Annotated in this window: 17 protein-coding genes; 5 read left to right on the forward strand and 12 right to left on the reverse strand. The window is 64.0% G+C overall.

Features of this window, described 5'->3' with window-relative positions; translation table 11 throughout:
- Positions 1–29 precede the first annotated feature (29 nt).
- Positions 30–839 carry a hypothetical protein gene (locus CTR2_RS05915; protein ID WP_087084728.1) on the forward strand — a complete coding sequence of 270 codons (810 nt, stop codon included), beginning with the start codon at positions 30–32 and terminating at the stop codon, positions 837–839.
- A 6-nt stretch (positions 840–845) separates the two neighbouring features.
- Here CTR2_RS05915 and CTR2_RS05920 read toward each other — a convergent pair whose 3' ends face one another.
- From CTR2_RS05920 to CTR2_RS05930, 3 genes are read right to left on the reverse strand one after another with little or no spacing between them, the layout of a single operon-like run.
- On the reverse strand, positions 846–2,333 hold the full coding sequence (locus tag CTR2_RS05920; RefSeq protein ID WP_087084727.1) for a sensor histidine kinase: 1,488 nt from the start codon (positions 2,331–2,333) through the stop codon (positions 846–848).
- A gap of 5 nt (positions 2,334–2,338) precedes the next feature.
- On the reverse strand, positions 2,339–3,010 hold the full coding sequence (locus CTR2_RS05925; RefSeq protein WP_087084726.1) for a response regulator transcription factor: 672 nt from the start codon (positions 3,008–3,010) through the stop codon (positions 2,339–2,341).
- A 28-nt stretch (positions 3,011–3,038) separates the two neighbouring features.
- Positions 3,039–3,338 (reverse strand): PepSY domain-containing protein, encoded by a 300-nt coding sequence (locus CTR2_RS05930; protein ID WP_087085222.1) that lies wholly within the window; start codon positions 3,336–3,338, stop codon positions 3,039–3,041.
- A gap of 289 nt (positions 3,339–3,627) precedes the next feature.
- Here CTR2_RS05930 and CTR2_RS05935 point away from each other — a divergent pair, with 289 nt between their 5' ends.
- On the forward strand, positions 3,628–4,011 hold the full coding sequence (locus CTR2_RS05935; RefSeq protein ID WP_087084725.1) for a PepSY domain-containing protein: 384 nt from the start codon (positions 3,628–3,630) through the stop codon (positions 4,009–4,011).
- A gap of 276 nt (positions 4,012–4,287) precedes the next feature.
- Entirely contained in the window at positions 4,288–4,893 is a 606-nt protein-coding gene (locus tag CTR2_RS05940) for a glycine zipper 2TM domain-containing protein (protein WP_003064528.1), read from the forward strand.
- A gap of 193 nt (positions 4,894–5,086) precedes the next feature.
- On the opposite strand, the gene CTR2_RS05945 is transcribed toward CTR2_RS05940, so the two are convergent.
- On the reverse strand, positions 5,087–5,608 hold the full coding sequence (locus CTR2_RS05945) for an FKBP-type peptidyl-prolyl cis-trans isomerase (RefSeq protein ID WP_003076357.1): 522 nt from the start codon (positions 5,606–5,608) through the stop codon (positions 5,087–5,089).
- Positions 5,609–5,843: 235 nt separating this feature from the next.
- On the opposite strand from CTR2_RS05945, the gene CTR2_RS05950 reads away from it, so the two are divergent.
- Entirely contained in the window at positions 5,844–6,608 is a 765-nt protein-coding gene (locus CTR2_RS05950; protein WP_087084724.1) for a DUF2076 domain-containing protein, read from the forward strand.
- A gap of 278 nt (positions 6,609–6,886) precedes the next feature.
- Here the strand turns inward: CTR2_RS05950 and CTR2_RS05955 are convergent, their stop codons facing one another.
- The 6 genes from CTR2_RS05955 to CTR2_RS05980 all read right to left on the reverse strand — a co-directional run bounded on the left by CTR2_RS05955 (position 6,887) and on the right by CTR2_RS05980 (position 13,269).
- A complete protein-coding gene (locus CTR2_RS05955) occupies positions 6,887–8,338 on the reverse strand; it encodes an aldehyde dehydrogenase (protein ID WP_087084723.1) in 1,452 nt (483 codons plus the stop codon).
- Positions 8,339–8,522: 184 nt separating this feature from the next.
- On the reverse strand, positions 8,523–9,236 hold the full coding sequence (locus CTR2_RS05960; RefSeq protein WP_087084722.1) for an ABC transporter ATP-binding protein: 714 nt from the start codon (positions 9,234–9,236) through the stop codon (positions 8,523–8,525).
- The gene (locus CTR2_RS05965) at positions 9,229–9,999 is read right to left on the reverse strand and encodes an ABC transporter ATP-binding protein (protein WP_087084721.1); all 771 of its coding nucleotides are present in this window, start codon (positions 9,997–9,999) and stop codon (positions 9,229–9,231) included. The genes CTR2_RS05960 and CTR2_RS05965 overlap by 8 nt, the downstream gene beginning before the upstream one ends.
- Positions 9,996–10,934 carry a branched-chain amino acid ABC transporter permease gene (locus CTR2_RS05970; protein WP_087084720.1) on the reverse strand — a complete coding sequence of 313 codons (939 nt, stop codon included), beginning with the start codon at positions 10,932–10,934 and terminating at the stop codon, positions 9,996–9,998. Before CTR2_RS05970 ends, CTR2_RS05965 begins: the two co-directional genes overlap by 4 nt.
- Positions 10,931–11,806: a branched-chain amino acid ABC transporter permease gene (locus CTR2_RS05975; RefSeq protein ID WP_087084719.1), complete on the reverse strand. Its 876-nt coding sequence runs from the start codon at positions 11,804–11,806 to the stop codon at positions 10,931–10,933. Before CTR2_RS05975 ends, CTR2_RS05970 begins: the two co-directional genes overlap by 4 nt.
- Positions 11,807–12,045: 239 nt before the next feature.
- Positions 12,046–13,269: an amino acid ABC transporter substrate-binding protein gene (locus tag CTR2_RS05980; RefSeq protein WP_087084718.1), complete on the reverse strand. Its 1,224-nt coding sequence runs from the start codon at positions 13,267–13,269 to the stop codon at positions 12,046–12,048.
- Positions 13,270–13,483: 214 nt separating this feature from the next.
- Between CTR2_RS05980 and CTR2_RS05985 the strand changes: the two genes are divergently transcribed.
- Positions 13,484–14,464, forward strand: coding sequence for an AraC family transcriptional regulator (locus CTR2_RS05985; protein WP_087084717.1), 981 nt, complete (start codon positions 13,484–13,486; stop codon positions 14,462–14,464).
- Positions 14,465–14,743: 279 nt separating this feature from the next.
- On the opposite strand, the gene CTR2_RS05990 is transcribed toward CTR2_RS05985, so the two are convergent.
- Positions 14,744–16,294, reverse strand: a complete 1,551-nt coding sequence (locus CTR2_RS05990; protein ID WP_034378834.1) for an FAD-binding oxidoreductase — start codon at positions 16,292–16,294, stop codon at positions 14,744–14,746.
- A 19-nt stretch (positions 16,295–16,313) separates the two neighbouring features.
- Positions 16,314–16,829, reverse strand: coding sequence for a hypothetical protein (locus CTR2_RS05995; protein WP_087084716.1), 516 nt, complete (start codon positions 16,827–16,829; stop codon positions 16,314–16,316).
- Positions 16,830–16,836 lie beyond the last annotated feature (7 nt).

Raw genomic sequence — 16,836 nt, forward strand, 5'->3', positions numbered from 1 at the left:
CCTGCCAAAAAGCCCGCACCTCGCGTGACATGAGCCGCCAGACCCGCCGTCGATCTGCCTCCTGGACCCAGGTGCAACTGGGCCGCGACCAGCATATGCGGCGGCGCCTGCAAAAACGCCACTGGCTGCGTCTGCATGCCGCTCTGACCGGCGGCCTGAGTCTGGCTGCCATGTCCCTGATCAGTCTGTGCCTGCTGCATGCCGGTGTGCACAGCATGGGGTTGCGCTATGGGCTGGCGCTGGCCTGCGGCTATCTGCTTTATCTGTTGCTGGTGCGCCTGTGGGCGGGCTGCATGCTGCGCCGGGACTGGGATACGGGCGATGTAGGGTCCGATGTTCCCGGCTCCAGTGGCAAATCCGGCAGTGCCGATGCTGCGGGCTTTGAGAGCGGGCAGGGAGGCTCCTACGGCGGCGGCGGTGCCGGCGGTCACTGGGACGAGGGTGCCGCCGTGCCTGATATCGCGCCTGCGTCATCGGGCCTGGAGCTGCCCGATGTCGATGTGTCGGGGCTGGACGCGCTCGATGAAGGCGCCGTGGTGCTCGTACCGGTGCTGCTGGTGTTTGCCGTCCTGCTGGTGGCGGTCACGGGCATGGGCTCGCTGGTGTGGCTGGTATTCGGTGCCGATCTGTTTCTGACCGTGGCGGTAGAGGTGGCGTTTGCGCTGCTGATGACCCGAACCCTGTATGTGGTGGAGCGCGAAGGCTGGCTGCTGGCAGCCTTGCGCATCAGCTGGAAGCCCGTGCTCGGCGCCCTGGTCGCGGCCGTGGCGCTGGGGCTGCTCGCCGACTGGCTGTTCCCCCAGGCCGATACCCTGGCGCAGGTGCTGCGCAGTCTTTGATCGACTTCAGTCCTGGTGCCTGGCGCCAGGCAGTTGCAACTCCATGCGCAGCCCGCCCAGCGGCGACGGCAGCGCCTGGATGCTGCCACCATAGGTCTGAACCAGATCGCGCACGATGTCCAGGCCCAGGCCGGCGCCGGGACGCTGCTCGTCAAGCCGCTCTCCACGGGCAAAGATGCGCTCGCGCAACTCGGGTGCAATGCCTGGGCCGTCGTCGTCTATGCACAGCGTCAGTCGCTGGCTGTCCTCGCTTGCCGGCTGAACCTTAAGAACTACCTTCGACCTGGCCCATTTGCCGGCGTTGTCCAGCAGATTGCCCAGCATTTCCATCAGGTCCTGGGAGTCGCCCTTGAAGTCCCATTGGGTGGCATCCCCCTGCAGCTCGAAGCGTATGTCGCGCGCCGCATGCAGCTTGTCCATGGTGTGCACCAGGGAGTGCAGCGGGCCGGCCAGTGCGGTGCGCAGGCCATGGCCCTGCTGCGCCGCTGCAGCGGCGGCGCGGGCGCGGGCCAGGTGATATTCGACCTGGCGGCTGGCACTGGCGACCTGCTCGCGCACCAGGGTCGCGAGCGGGCTGTCCTGCTGCGCCGCCGCGTTGCCCATGATGCTCAGCGGGGTGTTGACCGCATGGGCCAGATTGCCCGCCTGGGTGCGGGCCCGCTCCACCATCTCGGCATTCATGCGCAGCACATGGTTGAACTCCTGCACCAGGGGCATGATTTCGGCCGGGTGCTCGCCCCGGATTTCAGAAGCTTCGCCCTGGCTCACAGCCGCCAGCTGACGGCGCAGGGCGGCCAGCGGAGCCAGCGCCAGCTGCAGCTGCACGACCACGGCTGCGATCAGTCCCGCTGCCAGCATGCACAGCGCGGCCACCAGCATCTTGGTAAAGCGCTGCAGCGGCGTGGCCAGCATGGCCGCGTCGGCGGCAATCATCAGGCGCAGCGGCGGGGCATCGGCCTCGGGCAGCTGTACGGTACGCGTCACGATCACCAGGGTGTTGCCATTGCCGTCCGACATATGGCCATAGCTGGCGGGAGCGTGCAGGGGCAGGGTGGGCTCCCAGACCTTGTCGGCCTTGAAGAAAGGCCAGTCCAGGGTCTGGTCCCAGAGCGAACGGGAACGCTGGATGCCGGCCTGAACCGTTTGCTGGCCGCTGGCATCGAGCTGGTCCACCTGCCAGTACATGCCCGATAGCGGCTGCTGCAGCAAGGGGTCGCCGGAGAAGGGTGAGACCGTGACCGGGACGGCCTGATCGGGCTGATAGTTGACGGCGCCGCTGAGCCGGTCGAGCTTGGCCACCAGTTGACTGCGCAGTTGCTGGGTCAGGTGCTCGGCAAACAGCGTGCGCAGGCCCCAGCCCGTGAGCAGCAGTGCCGCCAGTACCCAGATGAGGGCACCCGCCAGCAGTCGCAGGCGCAGCGAGTTCTTCCAGGAGCCAGCGCTCAGCGGTGGCGGCTGCTGGGTCATGGGGGAGTTCAGGGTGTGCTCGGACATAGGCTTTATTCTTGGTTGGATGGCGCGACCAGGCGATAGCCCAGGCCGCGCACGGTTTCGATCGAGCCTGCGGGCAGCTTTTTTCTCAGGCGCCCGACAAAGACCTCGATGGTGTTGGAGTCGCGGTCGCTGTCCTGCGGGTAGATATGCTCGGACAGCTCGGTGCGCGAGACCACGGCGCCCATGCGCTGCATCAGCAGGGCCAGCACCTTGAATTCATGGCTGGTCAGCGTGAGCGCCTGACCTTCGACGGTGACGCGCGCCTGGCGCGAGTCCAGCGTGATGGCTCCGCATTGCCAGAGTGCGCTGGCATGCGGGCTCAGGCGTCGCAGCAGGGCGCGCAGGCGGGCCAGCAACTCCTCCATGTGGAAGGGTTTGGCCAGATAGTCGTCGGCTCCGGCATCCATGCCTGCGACTTTTTCATGCCAGGCGGCTCTGGCGGTGAGGATCAGCACCGGCATGGAGCGGCCCTGAGCGCGCCAGGCGCGCAGCACGCTCAGCCCGTCGCGCACGGGCAGGCCCAGGTCCAGCACCGCAGCGTCGAAGCTCTCCACCTCGCCCAGGTATTGCGCCGTCTCGCCGTCGGCGGCCGTCTCCACGGTGTGGCCGGCCTGCAGCAGGGCCTGCTGCAGCTGCTCGCGCAGCGTGGGTTCGTCTTCAATCAGCAAAATTCGCATGCTCTGCAGCCTTCCTGAATGCCGGGGTTCACTTCTTGCGCTTCATGCTGATGAGGCTGCCGTTGCTGGCATCGATCTCCAGCTTGACCACCTTGCCGTCGCTTTGCAGCAGCCGGATCTCGTAGACAAAGCGGCCGTCCTCGCGGTCGAACTCCACCTTGATGACCTGGCCCTGGTATTGCTGCTCGACCTGATCCAGAACCGTGCGCAGCGGCAGTACCTGACCCTGGCGCAGAGCCTGGCGGGCGAGCTCGTGATCGTTGTCGCCGGCATCCGAGGTGGCGGGCCACAGGCTCAGTGCGGCAAGGCCTGTCGTTGCGAGCAGCATGGCCAGCACGGCGTGAAGGGCGCGTCGGCGTGGGCGGTGCGCAGATTGCGGGTCATTCGAGGCGTTGAACAAAGACATGGCGAGAGGGCTGGAGTTGGAGGTGATGAGGTCTGATTGCGTTCTGCAGCCAAGGTTATAGGCCTGCATCGATGAACGGAAGCTGAATGGCGGCTTCAGAAACGGTTCAGCCTGACTTGCGAACAATCGGCGCCAACCCGCTGCGCAGTGCTTGTGCACTGGCGGGCCGTGTTTTGTCCCTTTCTTCGACCCAGCGACTGCAGGAGTTTCCATGTCCCATCTTCCCAGCCCGGTTTTTTCCATGTCTTCAGGCTCCCTGTCCGTATTCCGCTCTCTGCGGCGTCGCAGCGGCACGGTCTTGCTCGCAGGCGCGGCCCTGCTGTCGGCCGGCACCTGCCTGGCTGCCGCAGGAAACTCCGTGGCGGACCGTGCCTCGGCCTCGGTGGCGGCCGTGCGCGGCATGGCGCTCGGGCCGGCCCTGTCCATCCGCGATGTCTGCGACCGGCTGGAGAAGGCCGGCTATCGCGAATTCCAGGAAGTGGAATGGGATGACGGCCTCTACAAGGTCAAGGCCACGGCCAGCGATGGACGCTTTGTGAAGCTCTATGTCGATGGCCGTAGCGGCGAAGTGCTGCGCGTACGCACCAAGGGCTAGGATTTGCTCTGGATTCGATAGCTGTCAGCGCCCTTTCGTTGTGGATTCCATGACGGTTTGCGGAGAAAAGGAGCCAGGTATTGGGCAAGGCGCTATGGTTTGAAGAGTTGTAAACGGCTGCGCTTTACTCAAAGTATTGTGAGCAAATGTGAAAGCTGTCGTCCTAGCGAGCCTGTGCCGCGTTGCAAGGGAAGGCAGACCGTGCAAGGTTTGCAGAGCAACTCATAACAGGGACTGCGGCGCATGGAATGTGCATGCGCCAATCAGGAGATTTCCATGCAAATCAATCAACGCTGGGGCCGGTTGGCCATGGTGAGCGCAATCGTTGCGGCTCTGTCGGCCTGCGCGGCCTATCCCCAGGGTGGCTACCAGAGCGGCGGCTACCAGGGAGGCTACTCCCAGGGTGCTTATTCGGGTACTGGCTACCCTGGCAGCACACAGGCCTACCCCGTGGGCAACAACCAGGTCCAGACCTATCCCGCCAATAACTGCGGCTACAACAACCCCAACTGCTATTCGCAGCAGCCTCAGCAATACGCCCAGCAGGGCCGTGTGATGAATATCGAGACCGTGCGCGTGCAGGACGGCAGCGGCATTGGCGCGGGCGGCGCGATTGCCGGTGGCGTGATCGGCGGCGTGCTGGGCAACCAGGTGGGCAAGGGCTCGGGCCGTACACTGGCGACCATCGCCGGTGTGGCTGCAGGCGCTTTCGCCGGCAACGCCGTGCAAAACAACATGGGCGGCGGCAGCGTGCGCGATATCTACCGCGTCACAGTGCAACTGCAGGACGGCAGCGTGCGTGCTCTGGACTACCAGCAGCCTCCACAGCTGAGCATCGGCGAATACGTGCGTGTGGAAGGCAACCAGATCTTCCGTCGCTGAGCAGACAAGCGCGCATGACAAAAGGGACTCCGAGGAGTCCCTTTTTTATTTCTTGGCCTGAAGCGATGAGTGATGCTTGAACCTGCGGCGCAGCGTCACTCAGTGACAGCAAGCAAGAGCCTGGGCAGTCCCGCCGCCTCGCAGCGAAGCGGTCGTCCCCATCGGGGGAAGGCGCAAAGCGCCTCAGGGGGTGTCAATGCAGTGTTTCATTGCCCGGGGCCATGGGCTCGATACGGAAAAAGCCCGTGCCCGCCGTGCCGCGACCGATTTCCTCTTCGGTGGCCTCGCGCACGGCTTCGATCTTGAGGTGCAGGCGGATGGCGATTCCGGCCAGCGGGTGGTTGCCGTCCAGCACCACATGCTCGGGATAGATTTCTGTGACCGTGTAGAGCAGGTCGGCAGGCACGGGATTGGTGCCCTTGGGCATGGCCGAGCTCTCGAAGCTCATGCCTTCCTCGATCTCTTCGGGAAACAACTCGCGCTTTTCCAGGAAGATCAGGCTCTCGTCATAGTCGCCGAATGCTTCTTCGGGCTCCAGGTGCAGGTCCAGTGTGGTGCCTACGCCGTGGCCTTGCAGAGCCTCTTCGATGCGCTTGAACAGATCATCGCCACCGACAAGGAATTCCACGGGCTCGTCCAGCACGTCCAGCTCCTCGCCCAGGGTGTCTTTCAGTGTCCAGGTCAAGGCGACCACGCATTGTTGGGTAACTTCCATGGTGTGTGTATGCAGTTGATGGGCCGCGGGCCAGTCCCGCAACCGAAATTGAAACGCCGCCACGGCCGTGGCGCAATGGCAGGCATTGTCCCATGCGCTGCCCGGAACTGCAGCACAGGCCTTTTGTTACACCCTGCAAAAAGCACTTGCACGGCCTTCACATTGGCGCTCTTGCAGGCCTGCATACTGACCCCATCTCTGCTGCAAGTAATTTGCGGGCTTAAAGGAAGGCACCATGACCCCTCAGGAACAACAACTGCTGCAAGACCTGTGCGCCAGGCTGACGCTGACCCAGGGCCAGCCCAAGGACGCACAGGCCGATGCCGAGCTGCGCCGTGGATTGAGCACCGCGCCCGATGCGGTCTACTGGCTGGCCCAGCGCACCTTGATGCTGGAACAAGCCATTCAGCAGGCCCAGCAGCAGATCGGCGAGCTGCAGCAGCAGGTGAAGCAGGCCCAGCAAAGCCAGAGCCAGGGCGCAGGCAGTTTTCTCTCGGGCGGCCTGGGCACGCACTTCGGCCGCGCTCCCGAGCCTTATGCAGAGGACGGCGGCCACGCTGCCAATGTCCGGCCTTCCTATCCGCCTCAGTACCAGCCGCAAGCGACGCCCCAGCCCTCCAGCTGGCGCGACCGCTTCTTTGGCGGTGGCTCGGCGCCGCGTGCTGCAGCGCCGCAGGCCTACGGCCAGCCTGTAACCTCTGCCGGAAGCAGCTTCCTGGGCAATGCCGCAGCGGCTGCGGCCGGCGTGGCGGGCGGCATGTTTCTGTTCAACGGGCTGGAGAATCTGATGGGCGGCCATCACGCCGGCTCGGGCAGTCAGAGCGGCGGCGAAAGCAAGTCGCTGGCGCAGGACAGCAGCAGCCAGGGCCTGCATGGCGACAGCGGCAATACCTCCAGCCTGGCCAATGATGCGGGCCTGGGCAGCATAGACAACTCAGCCAGCTTTGACAGCGGCAGTTGGGACGATGGCGGCGGCTTCTTTGACGATGATTTTGCCTGATTACATGTTTTGAGATTTTTGAGGCTCAAGCCCTTTTCCATCAAACGCTAGCAGCTATGGATTAGATAGTGAGAAGGAAAAAAGAAAGCCACCTGGCGTTTTCAAATCAGGTGGCTTTTTTAATTTCAGTAGCGATGGGCGCGAGCTTTAACTAGGGCGCGACCTAAGTGTGGGACAGCAAGCAAGCGCCGCCGCGCAGCAAAGCTGTCGTCTCCCTCCGCGAAGCAGAGAGGGGGAAGCGGCGGGGCCGCCCAGGCAAAGCCGCTCAGGGGGGGTCTTTAGAACGGATAGTGGCGTTCTGCGGTCTGCATGGTCACCCAGCGGGTTTCGGTGAAGGCATTGATGCCTTGCTGGCCGCCGAAATGGCCATAACCCGAGGCCTTGACGCCGCCAAACGGCATCTGGGCTTCGTCATGCACCGTGGGGCCGTTGATATGGCAGATGCCGGCCTCGATGCGCGCCGCCACGCGCCAGCCGCGGGCCGTATCCCGGGTGAAGACTGCCGAGGACAGACCGAACTCGTTGTCATTGGCCGTGGCAATGGCTTCTTCCTCGCCGTTCACGCGCACTATGCCCTTGACGGGGCCGAAGGTCTCCTCGTGGAAGATGCGCATCGCTGGCGTCACATGGTCGATCAGCGTGGCGGGCATCAGCGTGCTCTCGGCCTTGCCGCCGCAGACGATTTTCGCGCCCTTGGCCAGCGCGTCGTCGATCATGGCATTGCAGCGCTCCACCGTGGCCAGATCGACCACCGAGCCCAGCACCACGGGGCCCTTGCGCGGGTCGCCCAGCGGCAGGCTTTGGGCCCTGGCGGCAAACTTGGCGATGAACTCGTCGGCCACCTTGTTATCCACCACAAAGCGCTCGGTGGACATGCAGATCTGGCCCGAGTTGGCAAACGCGCCAAAGGTGGCGGCATTCACGGCCGCATCGATATCGGCATCGTCCAGCACCAGGAAGGGGGCCTTGCCACCGAGCTCCAGCAGCGCAGGCTTCAAGTGCCTGGCGCAGGTCTGGCCGATGATGCGGCCCACTTTGGTGGAGCCGGTAAAGCTCACGCGACGCACGGCAGGATGGGCCACGATGGCCTCGACCACGCTGCCCGCATCGGCAGGCGCATTGGTCACAAAGTTCACCACACCGGCGGGCAGGCCTGCGTCCTGCAGTGCCTCGATGATCAGTCCGTGGGTGGCGGGGCAGAGTTCCGAGCCCTTGAGAATCACGGTGTTGCCGCAGGCCAGGGCCGTGGAGATGCTGCGCACGGCCAGAATCACGGGGGCATTCCAGGGCGCGATGCCCAGTACCACGCCGGCGGGCTGGCGCACGGCCATGGCCAGGCTGCCGGGCACGTCCGAGGGGATGATCTCGCCATTGATCTGCGTGGTCAGCGAAGCTGCTTCCAGCAGCATGCTGGCGGCCAGATGCACGTTGAAGCCGGCCCAGATGCCCGAGGCGCCGGTTTCTGCGGCCATGGCTGCGGCAATCGCTTCGCCCTTGGCTTCCAGCGCCTGCGAGGCCTTCATCAGCATCGCGCGGCGGGCGTTCGGCCCCAGTTGCGACCAGGCCGGGAAGGCTGCTGCCGCAGCTTCGCAGGCGCGGATCGCGTCCTCGGTCGTGGCTGCCGGAGCGCGTGTGGCCACGCTGCCGTCCAGCGGGTTCCTGCGTTCAAAAGTTGCGCCATTGCTGGCGGCACATTCCTGGCCGGCTATCAGCATTTTTTGTTCGATCATTTTTAATCTCCTTGAGAAGTGAAGGTAGCCATGAAAGCCGCGAGCTATTGATGGTTTGTTGTTGATGCCGTTGAAATCTGGCGCGGCCCCAGCAAAGAGGCGCCAAGCAAGGGCCGCCCCGCAGCAAAGGCGCCGTCCCCCTCAGGGGGAAGCGACGCAGCCGCTCAGGGGGTATCTATATCTCTCAGTGTTCGCCGCCCAAGTAGGCGCGTCTGACAGCAGCACTGCTGCTAAGTTCTTGTGCCGAGCCTTCACCCACAATGCGCCCGGTCTCCAGCAGATAGCCACGGTCGGCAATAGCCAGGCTCTGGCGCGCGTTCTGCTCCACCAGCAGCACGCCCATGCCCAGCGTCTTGATGCGCGCCAGGGCTGCGAACAGCTCCTTGCACATGAGTGGAGACAGGCCCAGCGAAGGCTCGTCCAGCAGCAGGATGTCGGGCTGGCTCATCAGCGCGCGGCCCACGGCCACCATCTGCTGCTCGCCGCCGCTCATGGTGCGCACCGCCTGGGTCAGGCGGTCGCGCAGCTTGGGAAAGAGGGCGAAGACCTGCTCCAGATTGCGGGCCTCGTTGGCGCGGGCGCGCCGGGGCTGGGCACCCAGCAGCAGGTTTTCCTTGACGCTGAGATCGCCGAACACGCCGCGCCCCTCGGGCACCAGGGCCAGGCCGGCTTGCACGATGGCATGCTGGGGCAGCTGCATCAGCTCCTGGCCGGCCAGCTGGGCGCTGGCCCCGGCCTGCGGCATGACCATGCCGCCCAGCGCCTTGAGCAGGCTGGACTTGCCCGCTCCGTTGGCGCCCAGCATGACGACCAGCTCGCCGGGCTGCACCTGGAGGCTGACCTGGTGCAGCGCCTCATGCTTGCCGTAGCTCACCGAGATATTGCGCACTTCAAGCATGGCGGGCCTCCGCTGGCTGGTCTTCATCTGCACTCACATCTTCCCCCAGGTAGGCACGTACCACCTCGGGCTCTTTCAGCACCTGGGCCGTGGGGCCGTCGGCGATTTTCGTGCCCGCGTTCATCACCACGCAGCGGCTGCACAGCGCGTGTACGGCGTCCATCACATGTTCGACCATGAGAATCGTCAGCCCCGTGGCCTGCAGTTGCCGGATCAGCACAATGCCCTGCTGCAGCTCCGTGGGGTTCAGTCCGGCCAGCCATTCGTCGAGCAGCAGGATCTGTGGCTCCAGCGCCAGTGCGCGGGCCAGCTCCAGGCGCTTCTGGTTGATATAGGTGAGCTCGCCTGCAGGAGTCTTCGCAAATTCGGCCAGACCCACCTGCTCCAGCAGTTGCAGGGCACGCGCGGCGGCAGGTTTGCCAAACAGAGGCCGGGGCTTGAAGGCCATGCCGGCAATGACGTTGTCGGTGCAGCTCATGGAGCCCAGCACCTTGACCAGCTGGAAGGTGCGCGCCACGCCCAGGCGGGCGATCTGGTGGCTTTTGAGCGCGTGGATGGGCTTGCCGTTGAATACGATCTCGCCGCCGTTGACGGGCAGGGCGCCCGAGATCAGATTCATGGCCGTGGTCTTGCCCGAGCCATTGGGGCCGAGCAGGCCCACGACCTCGCCCGGATAGACGTCAAAGCTCAGTGCGTTGACGGCCACCAGGCCGCCGAAGCGCTTGGTGGCGCCGCGCACGGAAAGCAGGGTGGCGGTCTTCATGGCTGGCCTCCCTTCTTGTGGAACAACTTGGCCAGCACACCCGACAGGCCCTGGGGAATGAAGTACACGATCACGATGAACACCAGGCCCAGCAGAATCGAGAAATGGTTGGGGAAGTTGGCGCCCAGGTACTCGAACAGCAGCACCAGCGGCACGGCCCCCAGAATCGGCCCGAACAGCGCGCCGGCACCGCCGAGCAAGGCCATGATCAGGGTCTGGAACGAGACGGCGGGAGCAAAGGCGATGCTGGGGTCGATATAGGTCCAGCGCGGAGCCATGATGGCGCCCGTGACGGTGATGAACACGGCGCTGACGGCGAACAGCAGCAGTTTGGCTGTGGTGGTGTTGATGCCCACATGGGTGGCTACGGTCTCGTCCTCGCCGATCACGCGCAGCGCCAGGCCCAGACGCGAGCGGTTGATGAGGGCGCGCAGCGCCAGCACCAGGGCCAGCATGGCCAGCAGTTGCCAGTAGATATCGAGCTGGGTGATCTCCACGAACACATAGCGGCCCAGATCCTTGGTGATGTTGACTTCCCACCAGGTGACGAGCTGCTTGACCAGCTCGGCCAGGCCAAAGCTGAAGATCACAAAGTACACGCCCGACAGGCGCAGCGTGGACAGGCCCACGATCAAGGCCATGATCAGGCCCACGCCGGCCGCAATGCCCAGCACGGCGCCCCAGGGCAGGGACTCGCCGAACACGGCGGTGACATAGGCGCCCATGCCGAAGAAGGCGACGGTGGCCAGCGAGATATAGCGCGTCGGTCCCGAGAACAGCGCCCAGGCCGTGGCCAGCACGCAGTACATCAGGATGCTGATCATGAGCGAGAGGTAGTACTCGTCCGTCAGCCAGCGTGGCAGCAGAGCCAGGCCCAGCAGGACGGCGGCGCTGGCGGCCCAGATCAGGATTTCCTTGCGATGGCTCAGATTCATCGTGCGGCCCTCCCGAACAAGCCCGTGGGCTTGAACAGCAGCACCAGCAGGAACACCGCGTAATTGACGGCCAGCGTCAGGCCGGGGTCGACAAAGGAGGCGACCAGCGTTTCGGCAAAGCCCAGCAGCATGCCGGCGACCAGGCAACCCATGAGATTGCCCACACCGCCCATGATGACGACGATCAGCGCCTTCATGGCAAACATGGTGCCCATGCCGGCCGAGAAGGGCAGGAACATGCTGACCAGCACGCCGCAGATCGCCACCAGTGCACCGCCCAGACCATAGGCCAGTGCCGCCGTGCTGCGCACATTGATGCCGACCAGATGTGCGAACTGCGGTGCCACGGACACGGCGCGCACCACGGCGCCGGCGCGGGTGCGCGTCAGCAGCAGGTACAGGCCGCCGCCCAGCACGATCGCAAAGCCCAGCACCAGCAGACGGTTGGCCGCGACCTTGCTGCCCAGGATCTCCACAGGCTCGGCCAGATAGCTGTAGCTGTGATAGTCGCCGCCGAACATCACCAGCATGACGCCCTGCACGACGAACAGCATGCCGAAGGTGGCCAGAATCGAATCCACCTCCAGCGCCGGTCCGCCCTTGGCGCGGCGCACCAGCGGGGTCAGCAGCAGCTGATAGATCAGCCACTGGATGGCAAAGCCCAGCGGCACCACCAGCAGCACCAGAAGCAGCGGTGAAATACCCCAGCTGCTCACCGCAAAAAAGGCCAGAAAGGCCGGCGCAATCAGAAACTCCCCATAAGAGAGATTCATGATGCGCGCCACGCCATACTGCAGCGTCAGCCCCATGGCCACCAGGCCGTAGAGTCCGCCCAGCAGGGCGCCAGCGAGAAGGATGTCTATTAAATTCATAGCGTATGCCGCTGGTGATTCATTGTTCTTGTTATGAAATCAATGCAAAGTGAAAGCGAAATATGCGCAACCAGCTCTTTTTTTGATAGTTCTAAAAGCTGAGCGCAGTGTTTGAATAGGCACCGCCCAACAAAGAGACAGCAAGCAAGAGCCGTCTCGCAGCGAGGCTGTCGTCCCCCTCCCGCATTGCGAAACAAAGCGAGAGAGGGGCGCCCGGCTAGGGGAAGCGGCGCAGCCGCTCAGGGGGTGCTTCTAGGAATCACCGCGGGCTTAACCCCCGCCCGGTTGGTTGGCGCAATCGCATTGAACTCGCCGTTCTGCCACTGGCCCACATGCCAGAGCTTGGTCAGCATCTGGCCTTCGAGCTTGACGGGGCCGAGCACGGTCTCGAAGCTGCCGCTCTTGAGCTCCTGGGTCACAGCGGCGCGATCGATCTTGCCCACGCGCTCGATGGCCTGCTGCAGCATCTGCAGCGAGGTGTAGACGATGGGGCTGGCAAAGCGGTCCGATTCCTGGCCGGTCACCTCCTTGAAGCGCTTCAGATAGGCCTGCATCTGCGGATTGCCGGCATCGATGCCGCCCGGCGCCATCACGCCTTCGGCCGCAGCGCCGAACTTGCCCTTGAACATGGGGAACTGCGTGCCCACGCCGGTGAACAGCACCTTGGGAGCCAGGCCCAGCGTTCTGGCCTGCTCGTTGATCAGCATGGTGTCGGGCGGGTAGGAGTAGGCCACGAAGGTGTCGGCACCCTTGCCCTTGGCCTCGTTGATGATGGGCGTCATGTCCTGTGTGCCGATCGGATAGCTCTTGTCGTAGACCAGCTCGAAGCCATGCTGCTTGGCGGCCTTGCGCGTGGCATTGGCCAGTTCCACGCCAAAGCCGTCGGCGATGTTGATCATGGCGATCTTGTTGTTGATCTTGCCGTCCTTCTTGGCCTTTTCCAGCATGGCGACCAGGCCCTCGGCATATTCGCCGCCCGTGCCCAGGAAGAAGAAGGCATGCTTCCAGCGCTTGGCCAGATCGGGGGCCTTGTCGGTCACCGAGGTGGCCGCCAGCAGCGGGTATTTGTGCTTTTCGTAGGTCGGCCCCACAGCCAGGTTGGAGCCCGTGCCCCAGGGCGGCAGCACGAAGTCGACCTTGTCCTGGGTGATCAGGCGCTCGGTGGCGCGCACGGCCTCCTCGGTGCTGGAGCGGTCGTCGTATTCGATGACCTCGATGGGCACGCGCTTGTTATAGGCCTTGAGCATGATGCCGCCGGCGTCGTTGATCTCCTTGACCCAGAGCTTGTAGTTGGGCGCCGTGGTCACGGAGGTGCCGCCCGCGTTGACGCCGGTTTTGGCAATGGCCCAGCCGATACGGATGGATTTGGGCGCCTCCTGGGCCAGGGCCTGGCTGCACAGACCCGCCAGGGCCGTGGCCGCGACCAGGCTTTTGAGAACAAAACGCTTGTCGGCGAATGTCATGCTTGTCTCCTTTTGATGGACGGGTGTCCGGGTTTTCGGCCATCGTAGGAAATCGCGGCGCAAGGGGCTTGTCTGTGCGTGCACTGCGTCTTGTCTGTGCATGCAAGTGTCTGTGGGTAAACACTGATTTCCCTGCGAGGCGCCGGTTTTGCCCGGACCCGGGTCCGGGTCGCTATGGATAATGAAGCATCCTGTTACTTCTTCAGGAGCCCAGATGCGGCCAGACATTCCTGCCTACCAAGTGACCGAGAAGATGACCGAGATGCAAGGTGCCCAAGCCGTGGGCGCCTGGCAGCACTGGATGTCCACGCTCTATGGCCTGGAGAGCGATGTCTATGGCGACCAGCATTTCTCGGCGCGACTGGGAACCTTCGAGCTGGGGGCGCTGGGGATGACCCGGATCGAGGCCAGTCGCCATCGCGTGCGACGCACTTCGGCCAGCATGGCACGCCGCAGCACCGACTTTCTCAAGATCGTGGCCCCCTGGCATGGCGAGGCCCGCGTCTGCCAGAACGGGCGCGAAGCCGTGGCGCGCAGCGGCCAGTGGCTGATCTACGACACCACGCAGGAGTACGAGGTGCTCAACCCGGAGTGGTGCGAGCATCTGATCATCACCCTGCCTAAAAGCCGCTTCGAGGACCATGGCCGCGCCATCGACGCCCTCATGGGGCGCTATGTGGGCGGCGGCGAAGGCGTGTCCCGCATTGCGCTGGACATGATGCGCGGCACTTTTGCCGAATGCCGGGCCATGGGCCAGGGTCTGGCCCAGCATGTGACGGATTCGCTGCTGCAGCTGATCCAGCTGTCCCTGCTCGACGCCTGCGGCCGTGCGGCCTCGCTGAGCGCCAGCGAGCTGCTGCTGGGCCGCATCAAGGCCTATGTGCGCCAGCATCTGCGCGATCCGGCCCTGAGCGTGGATGCCGTGGCCGCAGCGCTCAACTGCAGCAAGCGTCATCTCTACAACGCCTTTGCCGATGAGCGGCTGTCCATCAGCCAGCATATCTGGGCCGAGCGCGTGGCCCTGTTCCAGCGCGAACTGCTCAGCCCTGCCAATCGCCACTGCACCCTGACCGAGCTGGCGCTGGCCAGCGGCTTTGCCAGCGGCGCGCATCTGAGCCGCCTGTTCAAGCAGCACACGGGACAGACGCCTGCGCAGTTCAGGGCCGGCGTGCAGGCATCGAGCCTGCTGAATTAAGCATCAATTGGCCTTGAGCTCAATGTGATAAAGCGCTGGCGGCTATTGATTCGGTAGTGATCAGGGAGTAGTGATCAGGAAAAAAGAAAGCCACCTGGCGTTTTCAAATCAGGTGGCTTTTGAAAAATTGTCAGCAGCTACGAGCGCGGTGTTCCACATGGACGTGACCCAAGTGCAAGACAGCAAGCAAGCGCCGCCGCGCAGCGAGGCTGTCGTCCCCCTCCCGCATTGCGAAGCAAAGCGAGAGAGGGGGAAGGCGCAAAGCGCCTCAGGGGGAGATCAAATGTTTATCCCGCACTTGCCTGGAGCCAGAATGCCGTTGGGGTCCAGAGCACGCTTGATCTTGCGCTCGATATCGCGCTTGACCGGGCCGTAGCTCTGCGCCACGCGCTCCTGGAAGGCCGTGTTCACGCGGTACACGGCATAGCCTTCCTTTTCGAACTCGTCCAGCAGCTCGGCAAAGCAGGCGTTGGCACGCTTGGTTTCCTCTTCGTTGCTGCGGTCGTAGAGCACGTCGATGACATGGTGCATATCGCGCCAGCCGACGATGAACTCGCCCACATAGTCCAGGCCATGCTTGTTGAGGATCTTCTTGGCCAGCGACTTCTGCTTGTCGCACTCGCTGCCGCGCGCCTGCGACACAGGAGCAAACCACATCGAGCCGCCACCCCCGCGCCAGTTGTACAGGCCGAATTCCTGCAGGTTGGGCACGCCCGACATGAGCTGGGCACGGTACTTGAAGGGCTGGGTGTCGCCAGCCATCTCCTCGGTGATCAAGCGGCCCTTGCCCAGCTTCTTGAGTGCGTCCTGCACGATCTTGAAGTTGACGTCGACCTGCTCCCTGGTGCCGTACAGCGCAGCGTAGACATTCCAGGCGCCCAGATGCTTGTCTTTCTGGATCTGCTTGAGGATGGCGTCGGGCGTATGGCCGGGCTCGGTGGTGTAGTCCGAGCGGCGGGTGTTGCAGGTGGATGCCTCCCACAGCACGCCGGCAATCACTACCGAATTGGGGATGACCTGGGCGATGCGCAGGGGGCGGATGAATTCCACGATCTCGGAGATATCGCTGTCTTCGTCGAACTGGATTTCCAGCGGCTTGAAGACCGGGGGCTTGGGCATCAGCCAGAAACCCATCTTGGTGCATATGCCGTAGTTGGACTGGGTGAACATGCCGTCCAGCGTCGGGCCGTAGCCCCACTTGAACACCTGCCAGGCCTTGTCGCCCTTGACGCCTCCCATGCCGGTGCGCAGCACATCGCCGTTGGCCATCACCACTTCCATGCCGCACTGCATCATGAAGTGTTCGCCGTAGGGGGTGTAGCCCACGCCGCGGTCCATGGTGTTGCCCAGAGGGCCGGCAATGGCCGAAGGTGCCGAGAACGACAGCATCAAGGGAATCTTGTTCTCTTCGAGGTAGTCGTAGAGCATCTGGTAGGTCACGCCAGGCTCGACCAGGGCCGTGCACAGTTCGGGGTCCACGTGGATGATCTTGTTCATCTTGCGCAGATCCAGCACCACCTGGCCGCGCTGGCCCGGTGCGGCCGAGCCGTAGCCGAAGTTGCGGCCGGTGGAGATGGTCCATACGGGCACCTTGTGCGCGTTGCAGATCTTGACCACCTCTTGCACCTGCTCCACGGTGGTGGCAGTCACCACGGCGGAAGGTGTGTGCTCTTCGGTGGGCACAGCCATCATCACCTTGGTGTAGGGACGAACCAGCTCGTCCTTGATCATCACATTGTCTTCGCCCAGGGCCTTCTTGAATTGGGCGATGGCCGCATCGAAGCTGCTCTCGCTCATACCCTTGGGCAGGGCCATGTATTTGCTTGTCATGCTCTGCTTTCCTTGTTTCTTAGATTACGCAGCGAAAGGACACGCGGGCTTCCTTGCCTGCTGCCGCCGTGGTGGTGTTCATGACTTGACCGGACGCCAGCGACCGACCCAGCGCCTGGGCCCAGTCGGCGGCGGCGCCGTCCACGCGATGGTGTTCCACGGCCAGCACGCGGCCACCGCTGGAGCGAACCAGGTCCAGCACCAGCGTGGCCGAGGCGTCATCGAGCAGACCCAGCAACAGGGTTTCCTGACTGTCGGCCAGCAGCTCGCCCAATTGGTTGAATGCGGCGCTGTCCAGACCTTGAAGGCCGGTGTGCACCGCGTTGCGGGAGGTGCCCTGAACACCGGCTACAAAGGCCTTGTCCAGCGCGCTGGCGTGCATGGAGGAGGTTACGGCCAGCACCTCGGCAGAGCGCGTGGCTGCGCTGGCGGTACGGCCCGCAGCGGAAGTGGCTGCCTGTGCCCAGCCTATGCCGGAGACAGCCAGACCTGCAGCGGTCAGACCTTTGAGAAGGGTGCGACGATCGGTTTGCATTGCATCG

Origin of the sequence: Comamonas thiooxydans, assembly GCF_002157685.2 — a bacterium.
Classification (GTDB): domain Bacteria; phylum Pseudomonadota; class Gammaproteobacteria; order Burkholderiales; family Burkholderiaceae_C; genus Comamonas; species Comamonas testosteroni_H.

Bases quoted from the DNA above. Each gene is read 5' to 3' on its own strand.
- CTR2_RS05930 (WP_087085222.1), bottom strand. From the start codon at position 3,338: ATGCTGCTCGCAACGACAGGCCTTGCCGCACTGAGCCTGTGGCCCGCC.
- CTR2_RS05970 (WP_087084720.1), bottom strand. From the start codon at position 10,934: ATGAATCTGAGCCATCGCAAGGAAATCCTGATCTGGGCCGCCAGCGCC.
- CTR2_RS05990 (WP_034378834.1), bottom strand. From the start codon at position 16,294: ATGACAAGCAAATACATGGCCCTGCCCAAGGGTATGAGCGAGAGCAGC.
- CTR2_RS05975 (WP_087084719.1), bottom strand. From the start codon at position 11,806: ATGAATTTAATAGACATCCTTCTCGCTGGCGCCCTGCTGGGCGGACTC.
- CTR2_RS05925 (WP_087084726.1), bottom strand. From the start codon at position 3,010: ATGCGAATTTTGCTGATTGAAGACGAACCCACGCTGCGCGAGCAGCTG.
- CTR2_RS05985 (WP_087084717.1), top strand. From the start codon at position 13,484: ATGCGGCCAGACATTCCTGCCTACCAAGTGACCGAGAAGATGACCGAG.
- CTR2_RS05945 (WP_003076357.1), bottom strand. From the start codon at position 5,608: ATGGAAGTTACCCAACAATGCGTGGTCGCCTTGACCTGGACACTGAAA.
- CTR2_RS05955 (WP_087084723.1), bottom strand. From the start codon at position 8,338: ATGATCGAACAAAAAATGCTGATAGCCGGCCAGGAATGTGCCGCCAGC.
- CTR2_RS05950 (WP_087084724.1), top strand. From the start codon at position 5,844: ATGACCCCTCAGGAACAACAACTGCTGCAAGACCTGTGCGCCAGGCTG.
- CTR2_RS05935 (WP_087084725.1), top strand. From the start codon at position 3,628: ATGTCCCATCTTCCCAGCCCGGTTTTTTCCATGTCTTCAGGCTCCCTG.
- CTR2_RS05920 (WP_087084727.1), bottom strand. From the start codon at position 2,333: ATGTCCGAGCACACCCTGAACTCCCCCATGACCCAGCAGCCGCCACCG.
- CTR2_RS05995 (WP_087084716.1), bottom strand. From the start codon at position 16,829: ATGCAAACCGATCGTCGCACCCTTCTCAAAGGTCTGACCGCTGCAGGT.
- CTR2_RS05980 (WP_087084718.1), bottom strand. From the start codon at position 13,269: ATGACATTCGCCGACAAGCGTTTTGTTCTCAAAAGCCTGGTCGCGGCC.
- CTR2_RS05915 (WP_087084728.1), top strand. From the start codon at position 30: ATGAGCCGCCAGACCCGCCGTCGATCTGCCTCCTGGACCCAGGTGCAA.
- CTR2_RS05940 (WP_003064528.1), top strand. From the start codon at position 4,288: ATGCAAATCAATCAACGCTGGGGCCGGTTGGCCATGGTGAGCGCAATC.
- CTR2_RS05960 (WP_087084722.1), bottom strand. From the start codon at position 9,236: ATGCTTGAAGTGCGCAATATCTCGGTGAGCTACGGCAAGCATGAGGCG.
- CTR2_RS05965 (WP_087084721.1), bottom strand. From the start codon at position 9,999: ATGAAGACCGCCACCCTGCTTTCCGTGCGCGGCGCCACCAAGCGCTTC.